Source organism: Salinicola salarius, from assembly GCF_002179555.1.
In the GTDB taxonomy this organism is placed as follows: domain Bacteria; phylum Pseudomonadota; class Gammaproteobacteria; order Pseudomonadales; family Halomonadaceae; genus Salinicola; species Salinicola salarius_A.
This window is the reverse complement of record NZ_NHOU01000037.1, coordinates 1-24,045: the sequence shown is the minus strand read 5'-3', so window position 1 is coordinate 24,045 and position 24,045 is coordinate 1. Positions and strand designations below refer to the sequence as shown.

Sequence of the window (24,045 nt, the reverse complement as noted above, 5' to 3'; positions counted from 1 at the left end):
GCAGATCGAAGCCGTCGCCATGGACATGAACACGGCGATGGATCTGGAGGTACAGGCCAATTGCCCCAGAGCACGCGTGGTTTATGACTTGTTTCATGTCATTGCCAAGTTTGGACGCGAAGTCATCGATCGCGTACGCGTGGATCAAGCCAACCGGCTGCGAGAAGACAAACCGGCTCGGCGCGCGGTGAAGCGCTCTCGTTGGTTGCTGCTGCGCAACCCCGAGAACCTGGGCGAGGAACAGGCAGACGAGTTGAAGGCTCTGCTGGAACTCAACCAGCCACTACAAAGGAGGCTTCTTCGACATTGGGCGGCGTCCCTTACGCTTGGGTTCCAGGGCAGTCAGACCTCCACTATGGTATTGACGTTCCCATCTGCCAATAGCGCTGCGTTCGCGGATATCGAACAGTGAAGTGGACCCCATCCGTTGGACCACCTGACAGACGATTTAAGCTCTGACCGGATCATCATCAGGCGTCAGGCCGCCTGGGTCAGTGGTTGATCGAAGTACACCTCATCGGGTGTCGCATCGTCCAGCCCTTGATGGGGCCGCTGACGGTTGTACCAAGTGAAGTACTTCCTCAGCTCCCGGCGTAGGTGGGCACCATCTTCGAAGGCCTTCAGATAGACGCACTCGTACTTCACGCTACGCCAGAGCCGTTCGACGAAGATGTTGTCCCGGTAGCAGCCTTTTCCATCCATGCTGATCCGGACGCCATGGGCCTTCAGTACCTCGGTGAACGCCTGGCTGGTGAATTGGCAGCCCTGATCGCTATTGAAGATGCTCGGCGGCCCATAGCGCTCCAGGGCCTCCTCCAGTGCGTCAATGCAGAAGTCCGTATCCAGGGTGTTCGATACCCGCCAGGCCAGCACACGGCGACTGTGCCAGTCCATGATGGCCACCAGGTACATGAACCCTCGCGCCATTGGGATATACGTCACATCAGTGGCCCAGACTTGGTTGGGACGATCGATGACGCGATCCCTGAGCAGGTAAGGATAGACCCGATGCCCCACGCCAGACTGGCTGGTGCGCGGCTTCGGGTACACCGCGTGCAGCCCCATCTGCCGCATCAGGCGACGGATCCGCTTGCGGTTCACCGTGTGCCCCAAGCGGTTGAGATGGGTCGTCATCCGCCGGGAGCCGTAGACCGGCGTCCGCAGATGCTCCTCGTCGATCAGCCTCATTAGCATCAGGTCCTCGGCGAGTAACTCACGGCGCTGGTAGTATAGCGATGAGCGACTGATACCGAGCAATTGGCACTGCCGGCGCAGGCTGGGAGTGTCGGAGGATGGCGGCTCGATCAGGGCCAAGCGCTGAGCCCGGCTCAACGATCGAGCCTGCGCGACAAAAAATCGCGTTCCACCGTCAGCTTGCCGATCTCGCGGTAAAGCGTGTCGATCTCCTCCTGGCTCTTCTGGGTGGCTTTACCATCCTTGCCTTCGAAGACGCCCGTGGCGTTGTCCAGGAGTTCACGCTTCCACTGGCTGACCATGGTGGGGTGGATCTCGAAGCGGGCGGCGATCTCCGACGTTGTCTGATCGCCCTTGAGGGCTGCGAGAGCCACCTTGGCCTTGAAGTCACTGCTGTACTGCTTGCGTTTCCTGCTCATGATCATCGTCTCCAATCGTCATGATCAGAGCTTAACGCCTGGTCCTGATTTCGGGGACCACCTCACAGGGCCGCCGTCTGTCGCTGGGACAGGCCATCCCGCCACATCCGCTCAAGCACCTCCCGCTTGAAGGTCGCACTGCGGTGACTGTATTTCTTGCGCAATCCCGACATGCCATGCTGTCGGTAGGTTTCCAGCCATTGGTGTACGGTGGACTTATCCAGACCATGCTGACGAGCTATCTCCCCCGGACTGACGTCCCCACGTAAACACTGCTGAACAACCCACAGTTTGAAGCTCTCGTCGTATCTCGCCATCAAAAACACCCCGAAGGTTGGATGGGTGTCCAACTTTCGGGGTGCAGTTCAGTTACGCCGGCTTTCATTACATTTTTTTGTCAGAGTTTTATACTCGCTCGATGACCGTCGCAATCCCCTGCCCGACACCGATACACATGGTACACAGTGCAAAACGGCCGCCAGTGATTCCCAGTTCATGCATCGCGCTGGTGACAATGCGTGCCCCGGACATGCCCAACGGGTGACCCAGCGCAATAGCGCCCCCGTTGGGGTTAACCCGCGGGTCGTCGTCGGCAATGCCCAACTCGCGCAGGCAAGCCAGCGACTGGGCGGCGAACGCCTCGTTGAGCTCGATATGGTCGAACTGATCGAGCGTCATGCCGAGACGCGAGAGCAGCTTCTGCGAGGCCGGCACCGGACCGACGCCCATGATGCGTGGCTCGACACCCGCGGTGGCCATGCCGTGGATGCGCGCCATGGGAGTCAGGTTGTAGCGCTTCACCGCCGCTTCACTGGCAACAATGACCGCCGCCGCGCCATCGTTGAGCCCCGAGGCGTTGCCCGCCGTTACCGAGCCCATCACGCTGGAGCCGGCGGCACGGAACGGCGTTGGCAGAGTGGCGAGCTTTTCCAGAGTCGTTTCGCGCGGGTGCTCGTCGGTATCGAAGACCAGTGGCTCTTGCTTGCGACGCGGCACCTCGATGGGCACGATCTCCTTCGCCAGACGGCCGCTGTCCTGGGCACGCTTGGCCTTGAGTTGCGAGGCGTAGGCAAACTGGTCCTGGTCCTCGCGGGAGATATTGAACTGCTCGGCAACATTCTCCGCCGTCTCGGGCATCGAGTCGACGCCGTACTGTTTCCTGAGCAGCGGGTTGATGAAACGCCAGCCAATGGTGGTGTCCTCCATGACCTGGCCGCGCGAAAAGGCAGTCTCGGCCTTGCCGAGCACATACGGGGCCCGCGACATCGACTCGACGCCGCCGGCGATCATCAGCTCGGCCTCGCCGGCGCGCACCGCGCGGGCCGCAGTGCCAATGGCATCCATGCTTGAGCCGCACAGGCGGTTGATAGTGCTGCCGGGGACCATGGCCGGCAGGCCCGCAAGCAGCAGCGACATGCGCGCCACGTTGCGGTTGTCCTCGCCGGCTTGGTTGGCGCAGCCCATGATCACGTCATCGATAACCGCCGGGTCAAGATCCGGCGCTCTCGCCAGCAGTGCCCTGAAGATAGCCGCGGCGAGATCATCAGGACGCACACTGGACAGCGTACCGCCGAATTTGCCAACCGCCGAGCGCACCGGATGACACAAATAGACGTCGTTCATGTTCAATACTCCTGCTTGTTAGCCGGCGTGATGGTCGGTGCACGTTTTGAGGCTGCGCAGCATGAAAAGGCCCGACAGTAAGTCAAGGCGGCTTCCATGAAGCACTAGCATTCAACCATGAGGCTAGTGCTACGCTACACACTGTGCTTCCAGACCGCAGGCCGGAGTTGTCGAGGCAATTCACCAATGGGCACACTATAAAGGCGAGTCTCGCCTTGTTAGGCACCAGCGTCGTCAGGCAACCGATAATCTTGAAAATCCTGGCGCAGCCGGGCCCTATGCTCCATGGTTGTTATGTAAAAACGTCGTGTACCGGGGTGAGTGATCAGGCGCGTTTCTGCGTCGCGAAGACCTCGTCCGTTTCCAGGCTGGGGATCTGCCCATCGGCTGCGAGCGAGGTAGTCGGGGGTCGGACAAGGGATAAAAACCAGCACCCTCTCGAACTCCAACGTCTTTTCCAGCATCGCGGCCTTGACGATATTGTAGTAGTCACTGATCGAAAATCCGTAGCACTTCAACATGGAGTCTCTCCCTGAACGTCCTGAAACAGGTACGTGCTGGAGAGTAGGCAAGGCGACCGTAACTCAGTTCCTGGGCCGGTCGATAACGGCCATGGTCAGGCGCGACATGCAGACCAGCTTTTCGTTGCCATCCTCGATACGGATTTCCCATAGCTGCGTCGAACCGCCAATATGCAGCGGTCGTGCCGTGCCATGAGCCCAACCTTCACTCATGGAGCGAACATGGTTGGCGTTGATTTCCAGCCCCACGCAGGCCTTGTCCGCCGATTTCAGGCACAGGCTCGCGGCGACGCTGCCCAGCGTCTCGGCCAGTACCACCGAGGCGCCACCGTGCAGGATGCCGGCCGGCTGTACGGTGCGCCGGTCCACCGGCATGCGTGCGCGCAGGTAGTTCTCCCCCACTTCAGTAAACTCAATGCCGATATGATCGATCAGAGTGTCGCGTGCACGTCCTTGCAGCTCTTCGACGGTAGGGGCTTGATTCCAGATGCTCATGCCAAGGTCTCATGTGCTGTTTAGAGAGAGTAGGAAGGGTTGACGGCGCTTCCCACTAGGCTTTGGTGGATCAGCCGGCTCGGTGGCCTGGCTGCGGCAGATTAGACTTTGGTCGGATCACCCTTCAGCTTTTCCTGCAGCATCTCACGAATATGCGGCGCAGCTTCGTAGGGGTCGCCGGGGTTGCGCTGATGGATGATGGCCTCCATGCGCTTCTCGACGTTGCCCAGCGCCTCGGGATGGGACTAGATATAGAAGTGCTTCCAAGCCGGGCGCCGATATGGGCGAACTCGCGCCCGAAACCGCTGGCGCCGCCGGTGATGACAGCCCCTTTATTCTTGAAATTCTGCATTGTTGTCTCCTGACGATGATTCAGCGTGGGCTATCCAAGACGTGGTTCAGACACTTTCCCGCGTTGCCCGAGCGTTTCATGCGCCAGGCTCACCCGACATGTCCCCGTCGCGTAACGTCGGACTTGGAGTCCGCCGGCTTGGCCACGGCCGTCACATGCGATGGCCGTAATCCACAGCCCAGATAGACCAGTACGACCAGTCCCAGCCCGACCAGATCGCTATACGGCTCGGGATAGATGAGTAATGCAGTCGCGATCAACAGTAAGGTTCGAAGCGGCCACCTGATGATTCCGATCCGATAGAGATAGCCTTCCTGCGCCGATGCCAGCAACCACATGGCGGCGATCGCCGTACATGCGGAAATCAGGATATCGGTAAGCTCGCCCTGCAGGATCAATGCCGGATTCAATACGAACAGGAACGGCAGCACGAACAGCACGCTGCCCAGGCGGATGGCGTTGAGGCTGGTCTTGCCCGCGCTGGCGCCGGCGATACCCGCGGCGGTGATCGAGGCCAAGGCGACCGGTGGTGTGATATACGACATCATGCCCCAGTAGAGAATGAACAGATGGCTGGCCAGTGGGTTCAGCCCGGCGGACACCAACGCCGGCGCCAGCAGGATCGACAGGAAGATGTAGCAGGCACTGACGGTCATGCCCATGCCCAGAATGAAGCTGGTCACGGCACCGGCCGCCAACATCAGCGGGATGCTGTCTCCGGCATACAGCAGCAATTCCCGCGAGAAGGCCCCCGCCACGCCAGTGTAGGACAGCCCGCCCACTACCAAGCCGATTCCGGCGAGGATGGCGACCAGATTGGCCACGCTGGTGGTCAGCTCCTTCACCAGCGTCAGCAGACGTGCCAGGTTGAGGCGATGCTGGCGCTTGAACAGCGAGATCACCAGTAGCACCGCCGAGGCGTAATACGGCGCGTAGGCTTCCAGACGCATGACGATCAGCATGTAGATCAACATGGCCAGGCCCAGCAGATAGGGCCAGCCTTCCTTGAGGGTTGCCATCAGGTTGGGGATTTCATCTTCGCGGAGCCCCGTGAGTCCGTTGCGAGCCGCATAGTTGTCGACCTGAAAGAGCAGCGCCAGATAGAACAGCACCGCCGGAAACACCGCGGCGATCATCACATCGGCATACGGTACGCCTAAAAAAGAGGCCATGATGAAGGCCACCGCCCCCATCACCGGGGGCATCAATGTTCCCCCGGTGGAGGCGCAGGCCTCGATGGCCCCGGCGTAATGCGCCGGATATCCGGTGCGCTTCATGGTGGGAATGGTGATGGAGCCGGTGGTGATGATGTTCGAGATCACGCTGCCCGACAGGCTACCCATGATGCAGCTCGACAGCACCGAAACCTTGGCCGGGCCGCCCCGAGCGCGCCCCAGCAGCGCCGTGGCGAAGCGCATGAAGAACTCGCCGCCGCCAGTCACCGTCAGCGTCACCCCGAAGACCACGAAACCAATCACCAGCTGCGCCACGACCTGCATGGGAATGCCGATGATGCTTTCCGCCCCCATGACATGGGCACGGACCGTTCCCCCCAAGTCGTAGGATGAGCCCCATAGAAACCCTGGCATATAATCGGCATACAGGGATAACTCCCGAACACCAGTGCAATGAGCATCAACGGCCAGCCGCCACAACGTCGCACCCCTTCCAGCACCAGCACCAACAGCAGCGCCGAGATCCACGTGGCCTCGGCCGGCGCACTGAAATCCCAGCCCTGGGTGATGATGGTCATGCCATGCAGGCCCAGATAGACGGTCGAACCGATTGAGGCCAGCGCCAGCAGCCAGTCATACCAGGCTACGCGATGCTCATCATGGCTTCGCGCCGGATAGCACAGGAAGGCGGCGGCCAGAAACAGACCGATCAGATAGTAAAGATAGGAGCTGCCCAGTGGCTTGAAACCCAGCAGCCACAGGCTGAACGTCTGGTTGATGGCCATCAGCAGGCCAAGAGCGCCCAGCGTGATCACCACCGAGTAGGTCAGTCCCTGCAGGCGCCCTTGTGGCCCGCTGGTAGGGGCGGAATCAGGCGTAGAACCCTGGGACATAGAGGCTTGGGGAGACGCTGGCATAAGAATCACTCCATCGATGGCTGCCGCCTGCACATCGGGGCACCGCATGCCGGTGCCCCGCCCGATCATGTCAGTTACTCCAGAGAGTTCAGCGCCTGGGTTCTATGCGTCTCCCATAGCTGGGCGAATGCCTCGTCGCTCTTGCCTTCGCCTTCAGCCAGCGCCTGAGACCAGGCCGCCTGTAACGCCTCCAGCCGCTTTAGACGTGCATCGTTCCAGGCCTGCATCTCGTCGGACCAGATGCCCTTCTCCTCGAGGTAGCGAATCGCCCCTTCGTGAAACGGCACCTCGATGGGCGGGGTTCCGGCCTTGTCGAGCGACCAGCTGGAAATCCGGTCGGTGGCGTCCTTGTACAGACCATAGGCTTCATCCAAGGCCTTGGTCAGGGCGTAGACCTCGTCGGCACTGGTACCAGCCATCACGCCCAGTACCGGATAGCGGTAGGCCGCCAGTTCCACCGGACTTTCCTCAGAGATACCCGCGCCGACGGTTTCCCGGTTGGGCTCGTAGATCGGGGCCATCTGAGTCAGGCGTTGCCAGCCCTGCTCATCGTCTGCCGGGATCGGCACCCAGTGAATGCCGCGAGGCGACTGTTCGAGTTCATAGAGCTGGCTGGGAGTGGTCGTGGTACAGGCGGCGTCGGCCTTGCCCTCCGCCAAGGAGCCGATCGCCGCCTTGTAGGAAGGGAACATGACGGCCTCGACGTCGTCGCGGTCCAACCCGGCGAAGGCCAGGAAGGCGTCACAGGAGAAGTTGATCCAGGGGTTGCCAGCGATATACGCCACGCGCTTGCCCTTGACGTCGGCGAGAGTTTCAATGCCGGCATCGGCGGCGGTGGGCATGCCGAAAGACGCAGGTCGCCCGGCGATGGCGCGCAAATCCTGCGGTCCCCAGCGCCGCGCTGCGAAATCATAGATGCCCTCGACGGCGAAAAACGATGCTCCGCCCAGGAAACCGTAGTTGGCGCGACCCTCTATAAGCGGCTGGATACGGCCGATTGCCGAACTGGAGGGCTGGACGCGCACTCGGGTGCCATACTCCCGACCGAAGGCATCGGCGATTGCCGAGGCTTCGGCGTATCCGGCCGAGCCGACGTCGTAGGCCGTCCAAATCAGGGTGTCGGGCAGCTCCTGAGCATGCGCATGGGCGCCGGCAGCCAGCATGGCGGTGACCATGATCATCTTGAAGTGAGAGCGGAAATCGAGCGCTTGTCGAGTCATGAGGCGTCTCCATGCTTATTGTAATGCTATAGGGCGACTGCTCTGATAGCGTGCCGCCAAAAATGGCTTGGGTGAAATAGGATTTTGATTATCTAGTTTAAGCACTTCCGGATACCGCTCTGCCATTAGCGTTTTGTCTAAGGCATTCATTCAGCGTCCTACATCACACTGGCCGAAGTGGAGCATGCCAGAGACACTCCACGCCATTATCATTACGTCACGCCGTACCCACGACTATTATCGCATCGCGAAATGTTATTTCGTTTGTTTTAATTCCCGAAAAGCATCGGTTATGCTCCGGAGATGTTTTCTGCTCGCCCGGCGGGCCGACGATCAGCACGGGCGACAACCATCATGCCGGGCTCGGGCCCGTACCAGCGCAAGGAGGAATTATGTCTGAGGTTGTGAGTTACGCCCGCGAGGGGCAGGTCGGCGTCATTACCGTCAATTATCCGCCGGTCAACGCCCTGAGCCACGCCGTACGCAGCGGACTGCTGGATGCCCTGCGTCAGGGCCAGACAGACGACGAGGCCAAGGCATTGCTACTGGTCTGCAAAGGGCGCACCTTCGTCGCCGGTGCCGATATCCGCGAATTCGGCAAGCCCATGCAGGAACCCGGCCTGCCCAGCGTCATCGACGCATTCGAGAACAGCCAAAAACCTGTCATCGCCGCTCTGCACGGCACGGCCCTGGGTGGCGGGCTGGAACTGGCGCTGGGCTGTCACTACCGCGTAGCCCTGTCGACCGCCCAGGTTGGCCTGCCGGAAGTCAAGCTCGGCCTGCTGCCGGGTGCCGGCGGCACGCAGCGCCTGCCCCGGTTGAGCGGCACGCAGAAAGCGCTGGAAATGATCACCACCGGCAACTTCGTCAGCGCCGATGAGGCGCGCGAATACGGTATCGTTGATGCCACCGAGGAGGGTTCCAGTATCGCCACGATCGGCCGTGCCTATGCCGAGAAGGCGATCAACGAAAGCTGGCCGACACGCCGGGTCCGTGACCTCACCGACAAGCTTGAGGCGGACAAGAACAGTGGCGTGTTCGACGAGTTCCGTGCTAACCTGCAAAAGCGGGCGCGCAACCTCTTCTCCCCCTTCAAGTGCGTCGATGCCGTGGAAGCGGCGTTCAAGCTCTCCTTCGAGGACGGCCTGCAGCGCGAGCGCGAGCTGTTTATGGAGTGCATGGAGTCTCCGCAGCGCGCCGGTTTGGTGCATGCCTTCTTCGCCGAACGTGGAGTTTCCAAGGTGCCGGGCCTCTCTCCTGACACGCCGATCCGCGACATCAACCGGGTAGGCATCATCGGCGCCGGCACCATGGGCGGCGGCATTGCCATGAACTTTGCCAACGTCGGCATCCCGGTACGTCTGCTGGAGGCCAAGCAGGATGCACTAGATCGCGGCCTGGCCGTGATCCGCCGCAACTACGAAAACACCGCCAAGAAGGGCCGCATCACCACCGCTCAGGTCGAGGAGCGCATGGCGTTGATCGAGCCGACCCTGAACTATAGCGACCTGGGTGATGTCGATCTGGTCATCGAGGCGGTCTTCGAGGACATGGGCATCAAGAAGCAGATCTTTGGTCAGCTCGACAAGGTCTGCAAACCGGGCGCGATCCTCGCTTCCAATACCTCCACGCTCGACATCGATGAGATCGCCTCGGCGACCCAGCGTCCCCAGGACGTGGTCGGCATGCACTTCTTCAGCCCGGCCAATGTCATGAAGCTGCTCGAGAATGTGCGTGGCGAGAAGACCGCCGATGACGTCAAGGCCACCGTCATGGCCCTGGCCAAGCGCATCAAGAAGGTCGGCGTCCTGGTGGGCAACTGCTACGGCTTCGTCGGCAACCGCATGTTGCACCGCCGCGGTGCCGAGGCGATGGAACTGGTCAACGATGGCGCCACGCCCCAGCAGGTCGACAAGGTGCTGACCGACTTCGGCTTCCCCATGGGCCAGTTCGCCATGTCGGATCTGGCGGGCATCGACGTGGGCTATCGCATTCGTCAGGAACGCCGCAAGGCGGGCGAGGACATTCCGCCGAGCTGGGCCGACAAGCTGGCGGAACAGGGTCGCCTCGGCCAGAAGACTCAGGCGGGTATCTACCGCTACGAGGAAGGCAGCCGCAAGCCGATTCCCGACCCGGAAGTCGACGCGCTGATCAACGCATTCCGCCAAGAACAGGGCATCGCCTCCCGCGAGATCAGCGACCAGGAGATCTTGGAGCGCTGTCTATACGTGATGATCAACGAAGGCGCCAAGATCCTCGAGGGGGGTGTCGCGGCACGTCCGCTGGATATCGACATCACCTGGATCTATGGCTACGGCTTTCCCGCCTACCGGGGCGGCCCGATGTTCTGGGCCGATCAGGAAGGTCTCGACAAGGTGCTCGCCGGCATCCGCCAGTTCCATGAAAGACTAGGTGGCGAACAGTGGCAGCCCGCCGCGCTGCTCGAGCGTCTGGTGAAGGAAGGCAAACGCTTCGGCGACCTCTAATCCACATCGACCCCCGGGGCCGTCCTGGACGGCCCCACCCTGCCCGCGACAACTTACAACGATTCAACGGAGCATTCCCCATGTCTGAAGCAGTCATCGTCTCCACGGCGCGCACCGGCCTGGGCAAGTCCTACCGTGGCGCCCTGAATAACACCCATAGCGTCGACCTGGCCGGTCACGTTATCCAGCAGGCCGTCCAGCGTGCCGGTATCGACCCGGCAATCGTCGAGGATGTCATCCTCGGCGCCACCTTCCACGAAGGGGCTCAGGGCAAGAATATGGCGCGCCTGGCCGCGGTACGCGCCGGCTTGCCGGTGACCACCGCCGGGCTCTCCATCAACCGCTTCTGCAGCTCAGGCCTGCAGGCGATCACTCTCGCTGCCCAACGCATCATGTCCGAGAAGGTGCCGGTCATGGTCGCCGGTGGCGTCGAGTCCATCAGCCTGGTGCAGAACGACAAGATCAATCAATTCCGCGCCACCAACGAGTGGCTGATGCAGCACAAGCCCGAACTCTACCTGTCGATGATCGAGACGGCCGATATCGTCGCCAAGCGCTACAACATCAGCCGCGATGCCCAGGACGAATATGCGCTGATCAGCCAGCAGCGTACCGCGGCGGCGCAGGAAGCCGGGCGCTTCAACGACGAGATCGTGCCCTTCACCACCTCCATGCTGATGAAGAACAAGGAGACCGGCGAGGTCAGCGAGCGCGAGGTCACCCTGACTCAGGACGAGTGCAACCGTCCTAACACCACGCGGGAAGGCCTGACCGGCCTCGAGCCGGTACGCGGTCCGGATCAGTTCGTCACCGCCGGCAACGCCAGTCAGCTCTCCGATGGTGCCTCGGTGTGCGTGGTCATGGATTCCGTCTACGCCCAGAAGAACAACATCGAGCCGATGGGCATCTTCCGCGGCTTCGCCGTGGCCGGTTGCGAGCCGGACGAGATGGGGATCGGCCCGGTCTATGCCATTCCCCGCCTGCTCGAGCGCACTGGCTTGAAAATGGATGACATCGATCTCTGGGAGCTCAACGAAGCGTTCGCCTCTCAGGTCGTGTACTGCCGCGACAAGCTGGGCATTCCCATGGACAAGCTCAACGTCAATGGCGGTTCCATCGCGGTCGGCCACCCCTACGGTGTCACCGGCTCACGCCTCACCGGCCATGCCTTGATCGAAGGCAAGCGCCGCGGTGCCAAGTACGTGGTGGTGACCATGTGCATCGGTGGCGGCCAGGGTGCGGCGGGCCTGTTCGAAGTCGTGTAACGAAAGGAGGAAGGCCGCCATGAACCAGAAGATCATCAATACGCAGGATCTCGCCTTCCAGCTCTACGAGCTCCATCGGGTCGAGAACCTGCTGAGCTTCCCGCGTTATGCGGATCATAGCCGTGACACGCTCGACGCCGCGCTCGAGCTGGCACTGAAGGTGGCCAACGAGGCGTTCGCCCCCCACAACCGGCTGGCGGACGACGAGGAGCCTCGCTTCGAGGACGGACACGTGGTGATGCATCCGGAAGTAGGCAAAGCGCTGAAGATTCTCGCCGAGACCGGTCTCATGGCGGCCGGACAGGACTACGAGCGCGGCGGCATGCAGTTGCCGACCGCGGTGGCCTTGATGTGCGTAGGCATGCTCAAGGGCGCCAATGTCGGCACTCAAGCCTACGCTGGGCTGACCATCGCCGCCGCCAACCTGATCCTCGCCCACGGCAGCGAGGCGCAGAAGACGCGCTTCGCCAATCCCATGCTCGAGGGGCGCTTCTTCGGCACCATGTGCCTGACCGAACCGCATGCCGGCTCGTCGCTGGGCGACCTGCGCACCCGGGCCACGCCGGCGGATGACGGCACTTACCGTCTCACCGGCCACAAGATCTTCATCTCCGGTGGTGATCACGAACTGAGCGAGAACATCGTGCATATGGTGCTCGCCCGGCTGCCCGACGCCCCGCCGGGGGTCAAGGGCATCTCGCTGTTTCTGGTACCCAAGTATCGGGTCAACGAGGACGGCACGCTGGGCGAGCGCAACGACGTGGCGCTGGCCGGGCTGATTCACAAGATGGGCTACCGCGGCACTACTTCGACCATGCTCAACTTCGGCGAAAAGGACGGTGCGGTGGGCTATCTAGTGGGCGAGCCCCACAAGGGGCTGGCCTGCATGTTCCACATGATGAACGAGGCGCGCATCGGCGTCGGACTAGGCGCAGTGATGCTGGGTTACACCGGCTATCTTCACTCGCTCGACTATGCTCGGGACCGCCACCAGGGTCGTCCGTTGAACGAGAAGGACCCGACCACCCCGCAGGTACCGCTGATCGAGCACGCCGATATTCGCCGCATGCTGCTGGCCCAGAAGGCCTATGTCGAAGGCGGGCTGTCGCTGTGCCTGTTCGGCGCCACGCTGGTCGACGAGAAACAGCATGGCGAAGACGCCGAGCAGCGCGAGACTGCCGCCGGTTTGCTGGATCTGCTCACGCCGATCATGAAGTCCTGGCCGTCACAGTTCTGCCTGGAAGCCAACAGCCTGGCCATTCAGGTCCATGGCGGCTACGGCTATACACGGGAGTATCCGGTCGAGCAGTTCTATCGCGACAATCGCCTCAATCCCATTCATGAAGGCACCCACGGAATTCAGGGGCTCGACCTGTTGGGTCGCAAGGTGCTGTTGAACGACGGACGCCCCTATCAAGCGCTCGTGTCCCGTATCCGCGAGACGATCCAGCAGTGCCAAGCCACGGATCTCGCGGGTAGCGCCAGCCGGCTGTCCAATGCTCTCGACTCTCTCGAAGCCGCCACCGAAGCACTGCAACGGGTGCGCCGCGAGGGGGACAATGCTCGCGGGCTGGCCAATGCCTCGCTCTATCTGGAAGCCTTCGGTCATACCGTCATCGGCTGGCTGTGGCTGCGCCAAGCGCAGTGTGCGCAGCAGGGCCTCGCCGAGGGCGGCCCGCAGACGCCGGCTTTCTATGAGGGCAAGCGCAGCGCCTGCGATTACTTCTGCCGCTATGAGCTGCCGCGCGTCACGGCTCTCGGTGGCATTTTGCGTGATGCCGACAGCACCGCACTGGAAATGCAGCCGGACCATTTCTGAGTAGTTCTCACCTGTACATCATCCGCCGTCCGGCCCCCCGCTGGGTCCGGTTCCGCCAAGATCGACATAGGGAAGCGATACCATGACACGTGAAGCCAAGGCAGTGGTCTGCCGGGACTGGAATCAGCCGATTCAGGTGGAAACCATCCAGGTTTCGCCACCAAAACGTAACGAGATCATGATCAAGCTGGCCGCCTGCGGGGTATGCCATAGCGACCTTTCCGCCGCTACCGGCAAGATCCAGTTTCCCCCGCCGCTGGTGCTGGGCCATGAAGGCGCCGGTAAGGTAGTGGCCGTAGGCGAAGGCGTCACTGCATTCAAGGAAGGCGACGCCGTCATCAGTTCCTTCATTTCGATGTGCGGCAAGTGCCGTCAGTGTGTGCGTGGCCGCCCGGTGCTGTGCGAGAACGCCGCCAAGGCATTGATCACGCTTCCCGATGGCACCGTGCGCACTCACGACAGCCAAGGCAACGCACTCAATGTGTTCGGCGCCTGCGGGGTGATGGCGGAGTACGCCACCCTGCACGTCGACAATGCGGTGAAGATCGACCAGAACGTACCGCTGCAGAATGCCGCGTTGGTGGGCTGCGCGGTGATGACCGGGGTCGGCGCGGTATTCAATACCGCCCGGGTGGAGCCGGGTTCACGCACCGCCATCTTCGGGGTCGGCGGCGTCGGCCTCAATGCCATTCAGGGTTGTCATACCGCCGGGGCGGAGATGATCGTTGCCGTCGACACCAACCCGGAAAAACTCGAGATGGCCCGTCAGTTCGGCGCGACCCACACCGTCAATGCCAGCGAAGAGGCGGATGCCGCCAAGGCGGTGAAGAAACTGACCGGCGGTGTCGATTATGCCTTCGAATGCGTGGGTTCAGGCGCCGTGGTCGCCCAAGCTTACAAATCGCTGGCACGCGGTGGCACGGCGGTGGTGGTGGGTGTTGCCGACCCAGCCGACAAGACCTCCATAGGCACCTTCTCGCTGCCCGCCGATGAGCGCACGATCAAGGGTAGCTGGCTGGGCTCGGCGCGCCCGCAGTACGATTTCCCGCGAATTCTCGCCCTCTATCAGGCCGGCAAGCTCAAGCTGGATGAACTGGTGACCCGGACCTACTCCATCGACGATGCGCCCCAGGCGTTTCTCGACATGGAAAAAGGCATCAACGCACGTGGCGTGATCATGTTCGACTGAGTCGGCTCCCCGGATAACGAGGACGAAAGGTGAAACGTATCGACAAGCTGTATATCGACGGGTGCTGGGAAGACTGGACCGGCGACATGATCGAGGTGCACGAGGCGGCCACGGGACAGGTGCTGGCCGCGATTCCCGCCGGCAGCCGCGAGGCGATGGAACATGCCATCGCCAGCGCCGACAAGGCTTTTGCGCAGTGGTCGCAAAGCTCGCTCGATCAGCGTCTCGACGTGTTGCGCCAACTTCTTGAACAGCTGGAAGCCCGTGGCGACGAGATCGCCGAGGCGATCTGTCGTGAAGTCGGCATGCCGCTGAAACTGGCCCGCCAGATCCAGGCGGGCCTGCCGGCAGTGATCACCAAGAGCTATCTCAAGATGCTGCCGGATTTCCCATTCACCGAAACCGTGGGCAACTCGGAGATTCAATATGCGCCGGTGGGTGTGGTCGGCTGCGTGACGCCGTGGAATTATCCGCTGCATCAGGTGATCCTCAAGGTCGTGCCGGCGCTCGCCGCTGGCTGTACCGTGGTGCTCAAGCCTAGTGAAGTCGCACCGTTGAGCGCCTTTCTGCTGGCCGAGATGTTCGCCGCCACGGACCTGCCGGCGGGCGTGTTCAACGTGGTGTCGGGCTATGGCCATGAGGTCGGTGACGTGCTGATCCACCATCCCAAGGTGAAGATGGTCTCCTTCACCGGCTCCACCCGCACCGGGCAGACCATTGCCCATGCGGCGGCCGACGACTTCAAGCGCATCGCCCTTGAGATGGGCGGCAAGTCGGCCTCGGTGGTGCTGCCGGATGCCGATCTGAAAGCGGCGGTCAAGGGCACGGTCAACAACTGCCTGCTCAACTCGGGGCAGACCTGCACCGCGCTGACGCGCCTGCTGGTGCCGGCCGACAAACACGATGAGGCCTGCGAGCTGGCCCGCGAGGCCGTGGCCAAGATGACGCCCGGCAATCCGCTGGACGAAAACACCCGCCTGGGTCCGCTGGCCTCGGCAGTACAACGCGAGCGGGTACTGGACTACATTCGACTCGGCATCGAGGAAGGTGCCACGCTGGTATGCGGCGGCACCGAGGCCCCCGAGGGCTGCGAGGAAGGCTTCTTCGTCAGGGCGACGGTATTCGCTGACGTCGACCCGCAGTCGCGCATCGCTCAGGAGGAGATCTTCGGGCCCGTACTGTGCATCATCCCCTACGAGAGCGAAGAGCAGGCCATCGAGATCGCCAACGGCACGCTCTATGGTCTCTCCGGTGCCGTCTGGTCGGGTGATCAGGAGCGCGCCAAGAGCGTCGCCGGCCGCTTGCGCACCGGCCAGGTCTTCGTCAACGGCGGCGCCTTCAACCCCCTGGCCCCGTTCGGCGGCTTCGGTCACTCCGGCATTGGCCGCGAGTTCGGCAAGTGGGGGCTCGAGGAGTTTCTCGAGGTGCGCGCCCTGCAGCTCTGAGCCGCACGGCATGAAAAAACCGGAGCTTTGACTCCGGTTTTTTTGTGCTCCATGGCGCTGTTGAAACAGTGCCGTTAGAACAGTGCCGTCAGAAAAGCGTATCCGGCAGGTAGGTGGCGATTTCGGGGAAGGCCATGATGATTCCCATCCCGATGAGATTGACGATCACGAACGGAATCACCGACCAGTAGATGTCCCGCATGGTGATGCTCGGCGGCACAATCCCCTTCAGGTAGAAAAGGTTGAAGCCGAAAGGTGGCGTCATGTAGCCGATTTCCATGTTGATCACGAACAGGATGCCGAACCAGATCGGATCGAAACCCAGCGAATTGACGATCGGCAGGAACACCGGCAGGGTGATCAGCATGATGCCCACTGGATCGAGCAGCATGCCCATGAAGAACACGATGACGATCATGGTGATGATGATGCCCCAGCGCCCGCCCGGCAGCCCCATCATCAGATCTTCGATCAGCATCTGTGCCCCCATGCCCTGGTAGGCCGCGCTGAAGGCGTGGGCGGCAAACAGGATCCAGGCGATCATGCCGGTCAGCTTGAAGGTGCGAATCGCCGCTTCCTGGAGGATGTCCCAGTTGAGCTTGCGATACACGGCCGCCGAAATCAGCGCCCCCAGCACGCCCATAGCGGCTGCCTCGGTAGGCGTGGTAATACCGCCGATGATCGATCCCAGCACCATGACCACGATACCGATCGGCAGCAACACCGCGCGTACCGCACGCAGCTTGTCGCCCCAGCTGCCCCGCTCCTCCGGTGGCAATGCCGGCGCCATGTGCGGCTGAAGGTAACTGCGTACCAGTACATAGGTCACCGTCAAGGCGACCAGAAGGATGCCTGGCAGGACGCCTGCGGCGAACATCTTGCCTACCGAGACGCCACTGATCATGGCATAGAGAATCATCATGATGCTGGGAGGAATCAGGATTCCCCAACCCCCACCGGCATTGATACAGCCGAGCACCATACGCTTATCGTAGCCACGCTCAAGCATCGCAGGCAGCGCGATGGTCCCCATCGCCACGACGGCGGCACCGCTGATGCCGACCATGGCGCCGAACACGGCACATATGCCCAAGGTGCCCACCGCCAACCCACCACGCACACCACCACACCAGAGGTGCATCATGCGGTAGAGATCGCGGGCCACACCGGTTCGCTCGAGAAGCATCGCCATGAATACGAACAGCGGAATCGCCACCAGAGTGAAACTCTCCATGGTGCCCCACATCTGCGTCGCCACCATGTAGAAGGAATCCACTCCCCAAGTAAAGTACAGAAAGAGCACGGAGACCCCGCCCAGCACGAAGGCCAGCGGCAATCCCAGGACCAAAAAGAATATCAGCGACAGGAAGAACAACAGCGTGGTGATTTCAATGCTCATTGCGTCTCCTCCGGAGAGGATTTCGGCGTATCGGCAACGGGTTGCAGATTGAGCGCGACAATGACGTCTTCCAGCAGCTTGGCGATACCCTGCAACAGTAAAAGCAGGGTGCCGACAGGAATGGCCAGCTTGATTGGCCAGATAGGGGGATTCCAGGCGGAATAGGAGGTTTCCATACTCTGAACGGACTCCCAAGCCATGGAACTGCCGAAATACAGCAGCGCGAGCGTGAACAAAAAGAACATGGACGAGGTGAAGATATCGACCCAGGCCTGAGTCCGACGGGAAAAGGCGCTGTAAAGCAGATCGACGTTCACGTGACCCCGGTGAGCCATGACGTAACCACCGGACAACACGATGTACAGACCGAACAGCATCTGGCCCAGCTCATTGGTCCAGGAAGTCGGGGCCGAGAATAGATAGCGCATGAAAACTTCGAAAATCAGCAGCAGAAAAATAACGAATATCAGATACGCGACCCACCGGCCGAGAAAAATATTCAGCCGGGTTATTCCATTGACGTACGCATGAATCAGGCGCATCGCTAGCTCCATGGCAGGATTGGAATGAATAAAAAACGGGTCCGCGTCAGGCCTTTCCCAGCGAATGCATGGCACATTCCCATAGGTCATCCAGCCGACGGGACCCGCGAGCCCGTTTCGAATCAGAGGTAGCCGAGCTCTCCCAAGAAGGTCTTCAATTTATCCAGGGCTTCGGCGGCCTTCTCACTACGCTTGCCCTCTTCGTCCCATGACTTCTGGGCGACTTCAGTCAAGCGTTGCTGAACGTCGTCAGGCAATGTGTTGACCTGTACGCCCTGTTCTTGCATGGCCTTGGAGAGCGCGACACGCTCCTGATACTGGTATTCGTTGGTGCGGTACCAGAACTGCTCGTCCAGTGCCTGTTTAACGATTTCCTGGTCCTTCTCGGAGAGCTTGTCAAGCGCCTTCTGACTGACGATGATGACATCGGTCCCGGCAATGTTCAGAGCCGGCTTGACGTGGTATTTGGCCACTTCGTACAGGCTCATGCTAGCGGCACCCTGCGCGGCTCCCCAATGCGCGCCATCGACGACGCCGGTATCCAGGGCCGGATAAAGCTCACTGCCCGGCAGGTAGGTAGTGGAGGCGCCAGCATCATCCAGAAACTTCTGCAGCGCGCCGGAAGAGCGGATCTTCAGCTTCGTGAAATCCTCCCAGCTATTGATGGGATTCTTGACGACCATCTCGGTGGGATAAACCTTGTCTGTGGCCCAGTAGACTCCGTACTGCGCGGCCTCTTCCTGAAGCATCTTCTCGAAGCCCAGGTTCTTATGGAAGTAAGCGGCTTCCCAGACGTTATGGAACGCGAATGGCAACCCTGACGCGATCCCGGCCAGTGTCATCTTGTCTTGAGCATAACCGGGAGAAATGGTGCCCATCTGAAGAATGCCGCGGCTGACGGCATTGAAGGTTTCCTGGGCCTTGAACAAGGCGCCCGCTTCGAACAGCTGCAGCTGCACACGGCCTTCGGTACGCTCTTCAATCACGTTCTTGAGACGTACCAGACTGTCCTCGTAAGAGCTGCTGGACGCCGGCCAATGGGACTGCACGCGCCAAGTCGTCACATCTTGAGCCACCCCCACCTGGGGCAGCAGCACGGCAATTGTCAAGGCCGTACCGAGGCACAGAATTTTCCTGGCCTGGGACATGAAGCTCATGTGGAATTCTCCTGCAGTGATAACCGGCTCTGCGGCAGCCAGTTGGTTATCTAGTGATTTTGGAATGGAATATCGCAATGCGAAAAACCAAACTTACCATACGACCCCTTCGTTTCAATATCGATGTTGGTCTAAGGCAGGAGCGTAAAGTGATGCCGGCTATCGCGTGCCGTCAGGGACACAGGCGTTGCAAGGCATGGTCCGCCTGTTGCTCGAACTCGGCGATGAGGTCCGCCAACGGGGCCATGCGAGTCGCCAATCCCACCCCCTGCCCGACCGACAGCGCTCCCTGCTGCCAATCACCGCTGATGTAGGCCGCCCTGCCCAGGATGCCTCGCACGTGCGGCAGTAATTGCTGGATGTCGTTGACGCCTTCACGCTCGAGTGTATGGACCGTCTCGGTCGTCTCATTGCGCAGCACCCGCATCGTATTGCGTACCGACGCCATGATCAGCGTGGTATCGCCCGCCTGGGCGTCGATCAGGCGCTGCTTGTAATCTTCGTGCGCCGGAATTTCCTCGGCGGTGAGAAAATGAGTGCCGATCGCCACACCGTCCGCGCCCAGCGCCAGCAGAGCGATGATCTGCTCGCCCGAGGCGATGCCGCCCCCTAGGGCAAAAGGGATGCGCAGCGCGCGCGCGGCAAGCACGCCTTGCACCAGGGTGCCGACCGGCGATTCTCCTGGATGCCCCCCGCATTCGGCGCCCACCAAAGTTACCGCATCCACGCCCGCCGCCTCGGCCTTGAGCGCATGGCGGAGCTGCGGCACCTTGTGAATCACCTTGCAACCGCTGGCCTTGAGAGGCGCCACATAGGCAGAGGGGTCACGCCCGGAGGTTTCGACCACGGCAATGCGCTCCTCCAGGATCAGCGCCATGACCTCCTCGGTGCGGTCGCCGGGCAACAACTTGGGTAACATGGAAACATTGACGCCGAAGTTCCGCCCGCCGACCAGTTCACGACACCGCTGGATTTCATCGCGCAGCGCTTGGAGATCGGCAAAGCTGGCCGCAGTTATGAAGCTCATCATGCCACTGTTGACCGCGGCCGCTACATAATCGGCATTGGACAGCCAGTGCAGGCCCGTCGCCATCACCGGAAGGCGTGTTGCCAGCAAACGGGACAGACGGGTTTCGCGCCAGTTGGAAATCGTCATTGCTGCGTTCCTTGTGCGGGAGACAACCTATTGCAGGAAGGCGCCTATAGTTATCCGAATAATAAAATACTGGTTTGCAGAGCAAAATAAATTGAAAGTTCGTATAACTTGATGGTATGGAGGAGGTATGATACACACTCGATATTTTGCAGCTTGATGGGTACATATGGCCAAGCCACTGAGCATCAACGACGATCAGGCCACCAACGCCAAGGATCGTAATTTTATCACTGCCCTCTCGCGGGGGCTGGAACTGCTCCGGGCCTTTGGAGCCGGCGAGGAGTACCTTGGCAATGCCGAACTTTCCAGCCGTACAGGTATCCCCCGTCCCACCGTGTCCCGCCTGACCTATACCCTGACCCAGCTGGGCTATCTTCAGCACAACGAGCGCCTGGAAAAGTATCGCTTGGGAGCCGGCGTGCTGGCGCTGGGCTACCGCTATCTGGCCAGCATGAGCATCCGGGAAATCGCCAGGCCCCACATGCAACGCCTGGCCGATGCCACGGACTGCATGGTGGCACTGTGCAACGCGGACCGGGGCACCATGACCTATATCGAGGTCTGCCAAGGGAGCGGCCCCCTGATCATGCGCCTCGAAACGGGCTCACGAATTCCTATGATCACCAGCGCGGTCGGACGCGCTTGGCTATGTGGCATACCGCAATCTAAACGCGATCAGTTGCTGCAGGATTTTAGCAAGCGCGACCCCGATAACTGGTCCACTGTCGAGCAGGGGCTTCAGGCGGCGATGAAAGACTATACCCAATACGGCTTCTGCATATCAGAAGGCGATTGGGAGCGTGAAGTCAGTGCCGTGGCCGTTCCGCTGGTGTTGGAGGACGGCGCGGAAGTGATGGCCATCAACTGCGGCGGAGCCTCGCTGCGCCTGAGCCACCGCGTCCTGACGGAAAATCTCGGCCCCCGGCTGCGCGACCTGGCCGAACAGATCAAGGGCTCGCTGGACCCCGTAGTGGGCGGGAAGCGTTGACGGCACCGCCTGCCGGTGAAGCCTAGCCTGAAGTCGCAAAAAGAGCGGTTCCGATATGGTTCTGTTCCGCTAAAGCCCTGCCCTCGATGCATTTGCTGTTACCAAACCGTAACCCAGAACTCGTCACTGAGCATCAATCGGGGCATGGCAGACTCGCAGATTGGCGGTGTGGAACCTCCATTCTGCGGGCCTGCTCTTATTCAGCAAAGTCCCTCTCGTAAAACGTCAATAGCCCCTAGAATAGCCACATAGTACCTGTGAGAAGCCAGGCGCCTATTCGCAGCTTCACAAGCCTCGCCTCACGCAGGCTCGCCCTCTGGCGACTGACTAGCGCTGCGCACACGGAAAGCGCCCTCACCCATGGCTATCACATTGCCGTCAGCGTCAAGCACCTCGCCGCTGGCCATGTAAGTTGCTCGACCACCGCCACGGCGTCTCCCCTCTGCGCGCAGCACTCCTCCCCGAGCCGGGGCGATGAAGGTCGTGGTCAGCGACAGAGTCATGCCCTTGCGCACATTTCCCGGCACAGGGCAATGCAGCCCCGAGAGGCTCAGTGCGGTATCTAATAGAGAGGTTAGAACACCACCATGAGCCATACCGCTTCGGTTGAGATGTTGTTCGCTAACGCTGAGCTCAACCACCGCGTACCCCTCACACCACTCAACGATGCGCATACCGAGCAAGCGCTGAAACCCCCACTGCTCGGATACATCCTGAATCGGGCCCTCGGAGCCTGTTATGGAGGTCTTGTTGGCTGTTTTTTCAGACATGCGGCATACCCTCTTTTGCCTGTTGGTGAAGGCTGCCCTTAAGGATCTTACCAGTGGCCGTAGCTGGTAGCGAATCAACCAAGAATATGTCACTGGGTCGTTTATAGGGCGCCAGTCGTTCGGCGACGAACGTTCGCAGAGTATCTTCAGTCAAGGTAGAGCCGGGCTCGCACTGGACGAAGGCAACCACCTCTTCGTTGCCGGTTATCTGACGGCCTACCACCGCCGACAGTGTGACCTCGGGATGCTCATTGATTACCGCTTCGACATCCGGCGGATAGATATTGAAGCCGGAGCGGATGATCAGCTCCTTGCTGCGCCCAACAATATACAATTCACCTGATTCATCGATGCGCGCGATGTCCCCGGTGTTCAGCCAACCATTATCATCGAGACAGGCACGGGTGGCCTCCATCTGGCGAAAATAGCCTCGCATCACATTGGGACCACGAACCCAGAGTTCACCGGTTTCTGGCGCCTCATCATCGGTGCTTCCCAACGGCTCAAGACGGTACTCGAGCAGCGGCAGAACGCGACCTACGGTAGTGTTCATGTAGCGATCATCAATTCGCGTCTGGCTAATTGTCGGGCTAGCCTCGGTGAGGCCGTAACCGTTATGCAGGGGCAGGCCGAAGACCGCCTCGACACGCCGCTTGATATCGCTATCCAGCGGCGAGCCACCAGCCGAGATGTAGACAAGTGCCGGAGCGTCTAGTGCCATGCCTTGCTGCTTGAGATATTCAAGTATTCGTGCATACATAGCAGGCACGCCCTGGAGCACGGTGATGCGCTCATCAACGAGCGCCCTGACCAGCGCCGACGCCTCAAAACGTGGTATCGGATAAAAGCAGGCGCCATTGTACAGCGAGCCCATGCATACCGACGCCAGGCCAAACACGTGTGATATCGGCAGCACACCATAGACCCGCTGCCCCTGGGTAAGGTGGCGCATGCCGCCAGAGATCGAGGCGATATAAAGGATGCCACGGTGCGTCAGCATTACCCCCTTAGGCGTGCCAGTGGTCCCCGAGGTATAGATCATCGCTGCGACCTGCTCGGCACCGCTGGCATGCACCGGCTCGGGCGCACTGTCGGCGAGCGCACCGATCATCAGCTCATCGAGGCTAACATGATGGTATATTTCAGCACTGTGGCGCTCGCCGTGGGCGCGGGCCTCGCCGGACACTGCGGATGTATAAAACATCCTTCGCGGCTCGCAGTTGTCGCGGATCAGATCAATCTCCTTGGCCGACATGCGCGAATTGACAATCGCCAACCAAGCATTCATCTCGCTCGCCGCTAACAGCAGCACAACCAGTGCGCGACAGTTCTCGCTCACTGCCATCAGTCGGTCACCGGGACGTATACCCAGTGCGGCTAGCCAATCGACGGCTGCATGCACCTCATTCGCCAGTTCAGCATAGGTCCAACGTACGCCGCCATCGACAATGGCTTCTTGCTGCGGCTGCTGCTCGGCCAGCTCAAGTATCCGCGTACTGAGTCGCTCGGGCAGTTCAGCGATCAACTCACTAGCCCAGCGCCCATTTATTAGCTCATCCGAGGCCTGTACGGTGTGTGATAACCGCATCACTGCACCCCCCGGATCATGTTACGCGCGATCACAAGCTGCTGGACTTGGGGAGTACTTTCCATGGTCAGGCCAAGGCCTCCGTACTCTACAGGAATCGGCAGACCGAATAGTCCTATATCCTTCATTTCTGCAAAGATCTCAGCAGGGACTGCGTCCTCTTCGGCCAGGCGGGCCTTGTTGGGAATCAAGCGCTCGCGCACAAAGCGTGAAAGCGTGTTCAGCAACTGATCGAGAAGTTCCTGATCGCGAATCATGGCGGTTTCCTCACTGCCGTCGGGTATCTCAAAAGAGATCGTAACTATTCAGGTGGCTGCGGATGGCA

Annotated in this window: 21 protein-coding genes and 2 pseudogenes; 8 read left to right on the top strand and 15 right to left on the bottom strand. The window is 60.8% G+C overall.

Annotated elements, in window-relative coordinates; genetic code table 11:
• Window positions 1-286: pseudogene (locus tag CCD76_RS17075) on the top strand (ISL3 family transposase); the annotation flags it as partial.
• Entirely contained in the window at window positions 263-412 is a 150-nt protein-coding gene (locus CCD76_RS20680; RefSeq protein WP_373419431.1) for a hypothetical protein, read from the top strand. The pseudogene CCD76_RS17075 and the gene CCD76_RS20680, both read left to right, overlap by 24 nt.
• A gap of 65 nt (window positions 413-477) precedes the next feature.
• Here the strand turns inward: CCD76_RS20680 and CCD76_RS17070 are convergent.
• The 8 genes from CCD76_RS17070 to CCD76_RS17040 all read right to left on the bottom strand — a co-directional run bounded on the left by CCD76_RS17070 (window position 478) and on the right by CCD76_RS17040 (window position 7,916).
• Window positions 478-1,613, bottom strand: a protein-coding gene (locus CCD76_RS17070) for an IS3 family transposase (RefSeq protein ID WP_373419430.1) whose coding sequence is annotated in 2 segments (ribosomal slippage) — window positions 478-1,358 and window positions 1,358-1,613 — 1,137 coding nt in all. Because the reading frame shifts where the segments join, the coding sequence is not laid out codon by codon here.
• Between the two features lie 62 nt (window positions 1,614-1,675).
• Window positions 1,676-1,930, bottom strand: coding sequence for a helix-turn-helix domain-containing protein (locus tag CCD76_RS20675; protein WP_143543311.1), 255 nt, complete (start codon window positions 1,928-1,930; stop codon window positions 1,676-1,678).
• Window positions 1,931-2,018: 88 nt separating this feature from the next.
• Entirely contained in the window at window positions 2,019-3,236 is a 1,218-nt protein-coding gene (gene pcaF / locus CCD76_RS17060) for a 3-oxoadipyl-CoA thiolase (protein ID WP_087720619.1), read from the bottom strand.
• Between the two features lie 218 nt (window positions 3,237-3,454).
• Window positions 3,455-3,757 (bottom strand): hypothetical protein, encoded by a 303-nt coding sequence (locus CCD76_RS20225; RefSeq protein WP_087720618.1) that lies wholly within the window; start codon window positions 3,755-3,757, stop codon window positions 3,455-3,457.
• A 63-nt stretch (window positions 3,758-3,820) separates the two neighbouring features.
• Window positions 3,821-4,252, bottom strand: a complete 432-nt coding sequence (locus tag CCD76_RS17050; RefSeq protein WP_087720617.1) for a hotdog fold thioesterase — start codon at window positions 4,250-4,252, stop codon at window positions 3,821-3,823.
• Window positions 4,253-4,693: 441 nt separating this feature from the next.
• Window positions 4,694-6,193 carry a TRAP transporter permease gene (locus CCD76_RS17045; protein ID WP_256961356.1) on the bottom strand — a complete coding sequence of 500 codons (1,500 nt, stop codon included), beginning with the start codon at window positions 6,191-6,193 and terminating at the stop codon, window positions 4,694-4,696.
• Entirely contained in the window at window positions 6,079-6,672 is a 594-nt protein-coding gene (locus CCD76_RS20450; protein ID WP_256961355.1) for a hypothetical protein, read from the bottom strand. The genes CCD76_RS17045 and CCD76_RS20450 overlap by 115 nt, the downstream gene beginning before the upstream one ends.
• Before the next feature lie 98 nt (window positions 6,673-6,770).
• Complete coding sequence (locus CCD76_RS17040; protein WP_087720616.1) at window positions 6,771-7,916, bottom strand: TAXI family TRAP transporter solute-binding subunit; 1,146 nt, start codon at window positions 7,914-7,916, stop codon at window positions 6,771-6,773.
• A gap of 392 nt (window positions 7,917-8,308) precedes the next feature.
• On the opposite strand from CCD76_RS17040, the gene CCD76_RS17035 reads away from it, so the two are divergent.
• The 5 genes from CCD76_RS17035 to CCD76_RS17015 all read left to right on the top strand — a co-directional run bounded on the left by CCD76_RS17035 (window position 8,309) and on the right by CCD76_RS17015 (window position 16,120).
• Window positions 8,309-10,402 (top strand): 3-hydroxyacyl-CoA dehydrogenase NAD-binding domain-containing protein, encoded by a 2,094-nt coding sequence (locus CCD76_RS17035; RefSeq protein WP_087720615.1) that lies wholly within the window; start codon window positions 8,309-8,311, stop codon window positions 10,400-10,402.
• A gap of 80 nt (window positions 10,403-10,482) precedes the next feature.
• Complete coding sequence (locus CCD76_RS17030; RefSeq protein ID WP_087720614.1) at window positions 10,483-11,667, top strand: acetyl-CoA C-acyltransferase; 1,185 nt, start codon at window positions 10,483-10,485, stop codon at window positions 11,665-11,667.
• Window positions 11,668-11,686: 19 nt separating this feature from the next.
• Window positions 11,687-13,486 carry an acyl-CoA dehydrogenase gene (locus CCD76_RS17025; RefSeq protein WP_087720613.1) on the top strand — a complete coding sequence of 600 codons (1,800 nt, stop codon included), beginning with the start codon at window positions 11,687-11,689 and terminating at the stop codon, window positions 13,484-13,486.
• Between the two features lie 82 nt (window positions 13,487-13,568).
• A complete protein-coding gene (locus CCD76_RS17020) occupies window positions 13,569-14,675 on the top strand; it encodes a zinc-binding dehydrogenase (protein ID WP_087720612.1) in 1,107 nt (368 codons plus the stop codon).
• Between the two features lie 29 nt (window positions 14,676-14,704).
• On the top strand, window positions 14,705-16,120 hold the full coding sequence (locus CCD76_RS17015; RefSeq protein ID WP_087720611.1) for an aldehyde dehydrogenase family protein: 1,416 nt from the start codon (window positions 14,705-14,707) through the stop codon (window positions 16,118-16,120).
• An 88-nt stretch (window positions 16,121-16,208) separates the two neighbouring features.
• Here the strand turns inward: CCD76_RS17015 and CCD76_RS17010 are convergent, their stop codons facing one another.
• The 4 genes from CCD76_RS17010 to CCD76_RS16995 all read right to left on the bottom strand — a co-directional run bounded on the left by CCD76_RS17010 (window position 16,209) and on the right by CCD76_RS16995 (window position 20,374).
• Entirely contained in the window at window positions 16,209-17,519 is a 1,311-nt protein-coding gene (locus CCD76_RS17010; protein WP_087720610.1) for a TRAP transporter large permease, read from the bottom strand.
• Window positions 17,516-18,061, bottom strand: coding sequence for a TRAP transporter small permease subunit (locus CCD76_RS17005; RefSeq protein ID WP_087720609.1), 546 nt, complete (start codon window positions 18,059-18,061; stop codon window positions 17,516-17,518). The genes CCD76_RS17010 and CCD76_RS17005 overlap by 4 nt, the downstream gene beginning before the upstream one ends.
• A 122-nt stretch (window positions 18,062-18,183) precedes the next feature.
• Window positions 18,184-19,218: a TRAP transporter substrate-binding protein DctP gene (dctP, locus tag CCD76_RS17000; protein ID WP_087720608.1), complete on the bottom strand. Its 1,035-nt coding sequence runs from the start codon at window positions 19,216-19,218 to the stop codon at window positions 18,184-18,186.
• Window positions 19,219-19,390: 172 nt separating this feature from the next.
• Window positions 19,391-20,374, bottom strand: a complete 984-nt coding sequence (locus CCD76_RS16995; RefSeq protein ID WP_087720607.1) for an NAD(P)H-dependent flavin oxidoreductase — start codon at window positions 20,372-20,374, stop codon at window positions 19,391-19,393.
• A gap of 166 nt (window positions 20,375-20,540) precedes the next feature.
• Here CCD76_RS16995 and CCD76_RS16990 point away from each other — a divergent pair, with 166 nt between their 5' ends.
• Window positions 20,541-21,362 (top strand): IclR family transcriptional regulator, encoded by an 822-nt coding sequence (locus CCD76_RS16990; RefSeq protein ID WP_087720606.1) that lies wholly within the window; start codon window positions 20,541-20,543, stop codon window positions 21,360-21,362.
• 299 nt (window positions 21,363-21,661) lie between these two features.
• On the opposite strand, the gene CCD76_RS16985 is transcribed toward CCD76_RS16990, so the two are convergent.
• The 3 genes and pseudogenes from CCD76_RS16985 to CCD76_RS16975 all read right to left on the bottom strand — a co-directional run.
• Window positions 21,662-22,132 carry a PaaI family thioesterase gene (locus CCD76_RS16985; protein WP_087720605.1) on the bottom strand — a complete coding sequence of 157 codons (471 nt, stop codon included), beginning with the start codon at window positions 22,130-22,132 and terminating at the stop codon, window positions 21,662-21,664.
• The gene (locus tag CCD76_RS16980) at window positions 22,125-23,657 is read right to left on the bottom strand and encodes a class I adenylate-forming enzyme family protein (protein WP_256961354.1); all 1,533 of its coding nucleotides are present in this window, start codon (window positions 23,655-23,657) and stop codon (window positions 22,125-22,127) included. The genes CCD76_RS16985 and CCD76_RS16980 overlap by 8 nt, the downstream gene beginning before the upstream one ends.
• A 122-nt stretch (window positions 23,658-23,779) precedes the next feature.
• Window positions 23,780-23,977 (bottom strand): annotated as a pseudogene (locus CCD76_RS16975) (acyl-CoA dehydrogenase family protein); the annotation flags it as partial.
• Window positions 23,978-24,045 lie beyond the last annotated feature (68 nt).

Bases quoted from the DNA above. Each gene is read 5' to 3' on its own strand.
- CCD76_RS16985 (WP_087720605.1), bottom strand. From the start codon at position 22,132: ATGTCTGAAAAAACAGCCAACAAGACCTCCATAACAGGCTCCGAGGGC.
- pcaF (WP_087720619.1), bottom strand. From the start codon at position 3,236: ATGAACGACGTCTATTTGTGTCATCCGGTGCGCTCGGCGGTTGGCAAA.
- CCD76_RS16995 (WP_087720607.1), bottom strand. From the start codon at position 20,374: ATGACGATTTCCAACTGGCGCGAAACCCGTCTGTCCCGTTTGCTGGCA.
- CCD76_RS17025 (WP_087720613.1), top strand. From the start codon at position 11,687: ATGAACCAGAAGATCATCAATACGCAGGATCTCGCCTTCCAGCTCTAC.
- CCD76_RS17040 (WP_087720616.1), bottom strand. From the start codon at position 7,916: ATGACTCGACAAGCGCTCGATTTCCGCTCTCACTTCAAGATGATCATG.
- CCD76_RS17035 (WP_087720615.1), top strand. From the start codon at position 8,309: ATGTCTGAGGTTGTGAGTTACGCCCGCGAGGGGCAGGTCGGCGTCATT.
- CCD76_RS17050 (WP_087720617.1), bottom strand. From the start codon at position 4,252: ATGAGCATCTGGAATCAAGCCCCTACCGTCGAAGAGCTGCAAGGACGT.
- CCD76_RS17005 (WP_087720609.1), bottom strand. From the start codon at position 18,061: ATGCGCCTGATTCATGCGTACGTCAATGGAATAACCCGGCTGAATATT.
- CCD76_RS17020 (WP_087720612.1), top strand. From the start codon at position 13,569: ATGACACGTGAAGCCAAGGCAGTGGTCTGCCGGGACTGGAATCAGCCG.
- CCD76_RS20675 (WP_143543311.1), bottom strand. From the start codon at position 1,930: ATGGCGAGATACGACGAGAGCTTCAAACTGTGGGTTGTTCAGCAGTGT.
- dctP (WP_087720608.1), bottom strand. From the start codon at position 19,218: ATGAGCTTCATGTCCCAGGCCAGGAAAATTCTGTGCCTCGGTACGGCC.
- CCD76_RS20450 (WP_256961355.1), bottom strand. From the start codon at position 6,672: ATGTCCCAGGGTTCTACGCCTGATTCCGCCCCTACCAGCGGGCCACAA.
- CCD76_RS16990 (WP_087720606.1), top strand. From the start codon at position 20,541: ATGGCCAAGCCACTGAGCATCAACGACGATCAGGCCACCAACGCCAAG.
- CCD76_RS20225 (WP_087720618.1), bottom strand. From the start codon at position 3,757: ATGTTGAAGTGCTACGGATTTTCGATCAGTGACTACTACAATATCGTC.
- CCD76_RS17030 (WP_087720614.1), top strand. From the start codon at position 10,483: ATGTCTGAAGCAGTCATCGTCTCCACGGCGCGCACCGGCCTGGGCAAG.
- CCD76_RS17010 (WP_087720610.1), bottom strand. From the start codon at position 17,519: ATGAGCATTGAAATCACCACGCTGTTGTTCTTCCTGTCGCTGATATTC.
- CCD76_RS17045 (WP_256961356.1), bottom strand. From the start codon at position 6,193: ATGCCAGGGTTTCTATGGGGCTCATCCTACGACTTGGGGGGAACGGTC.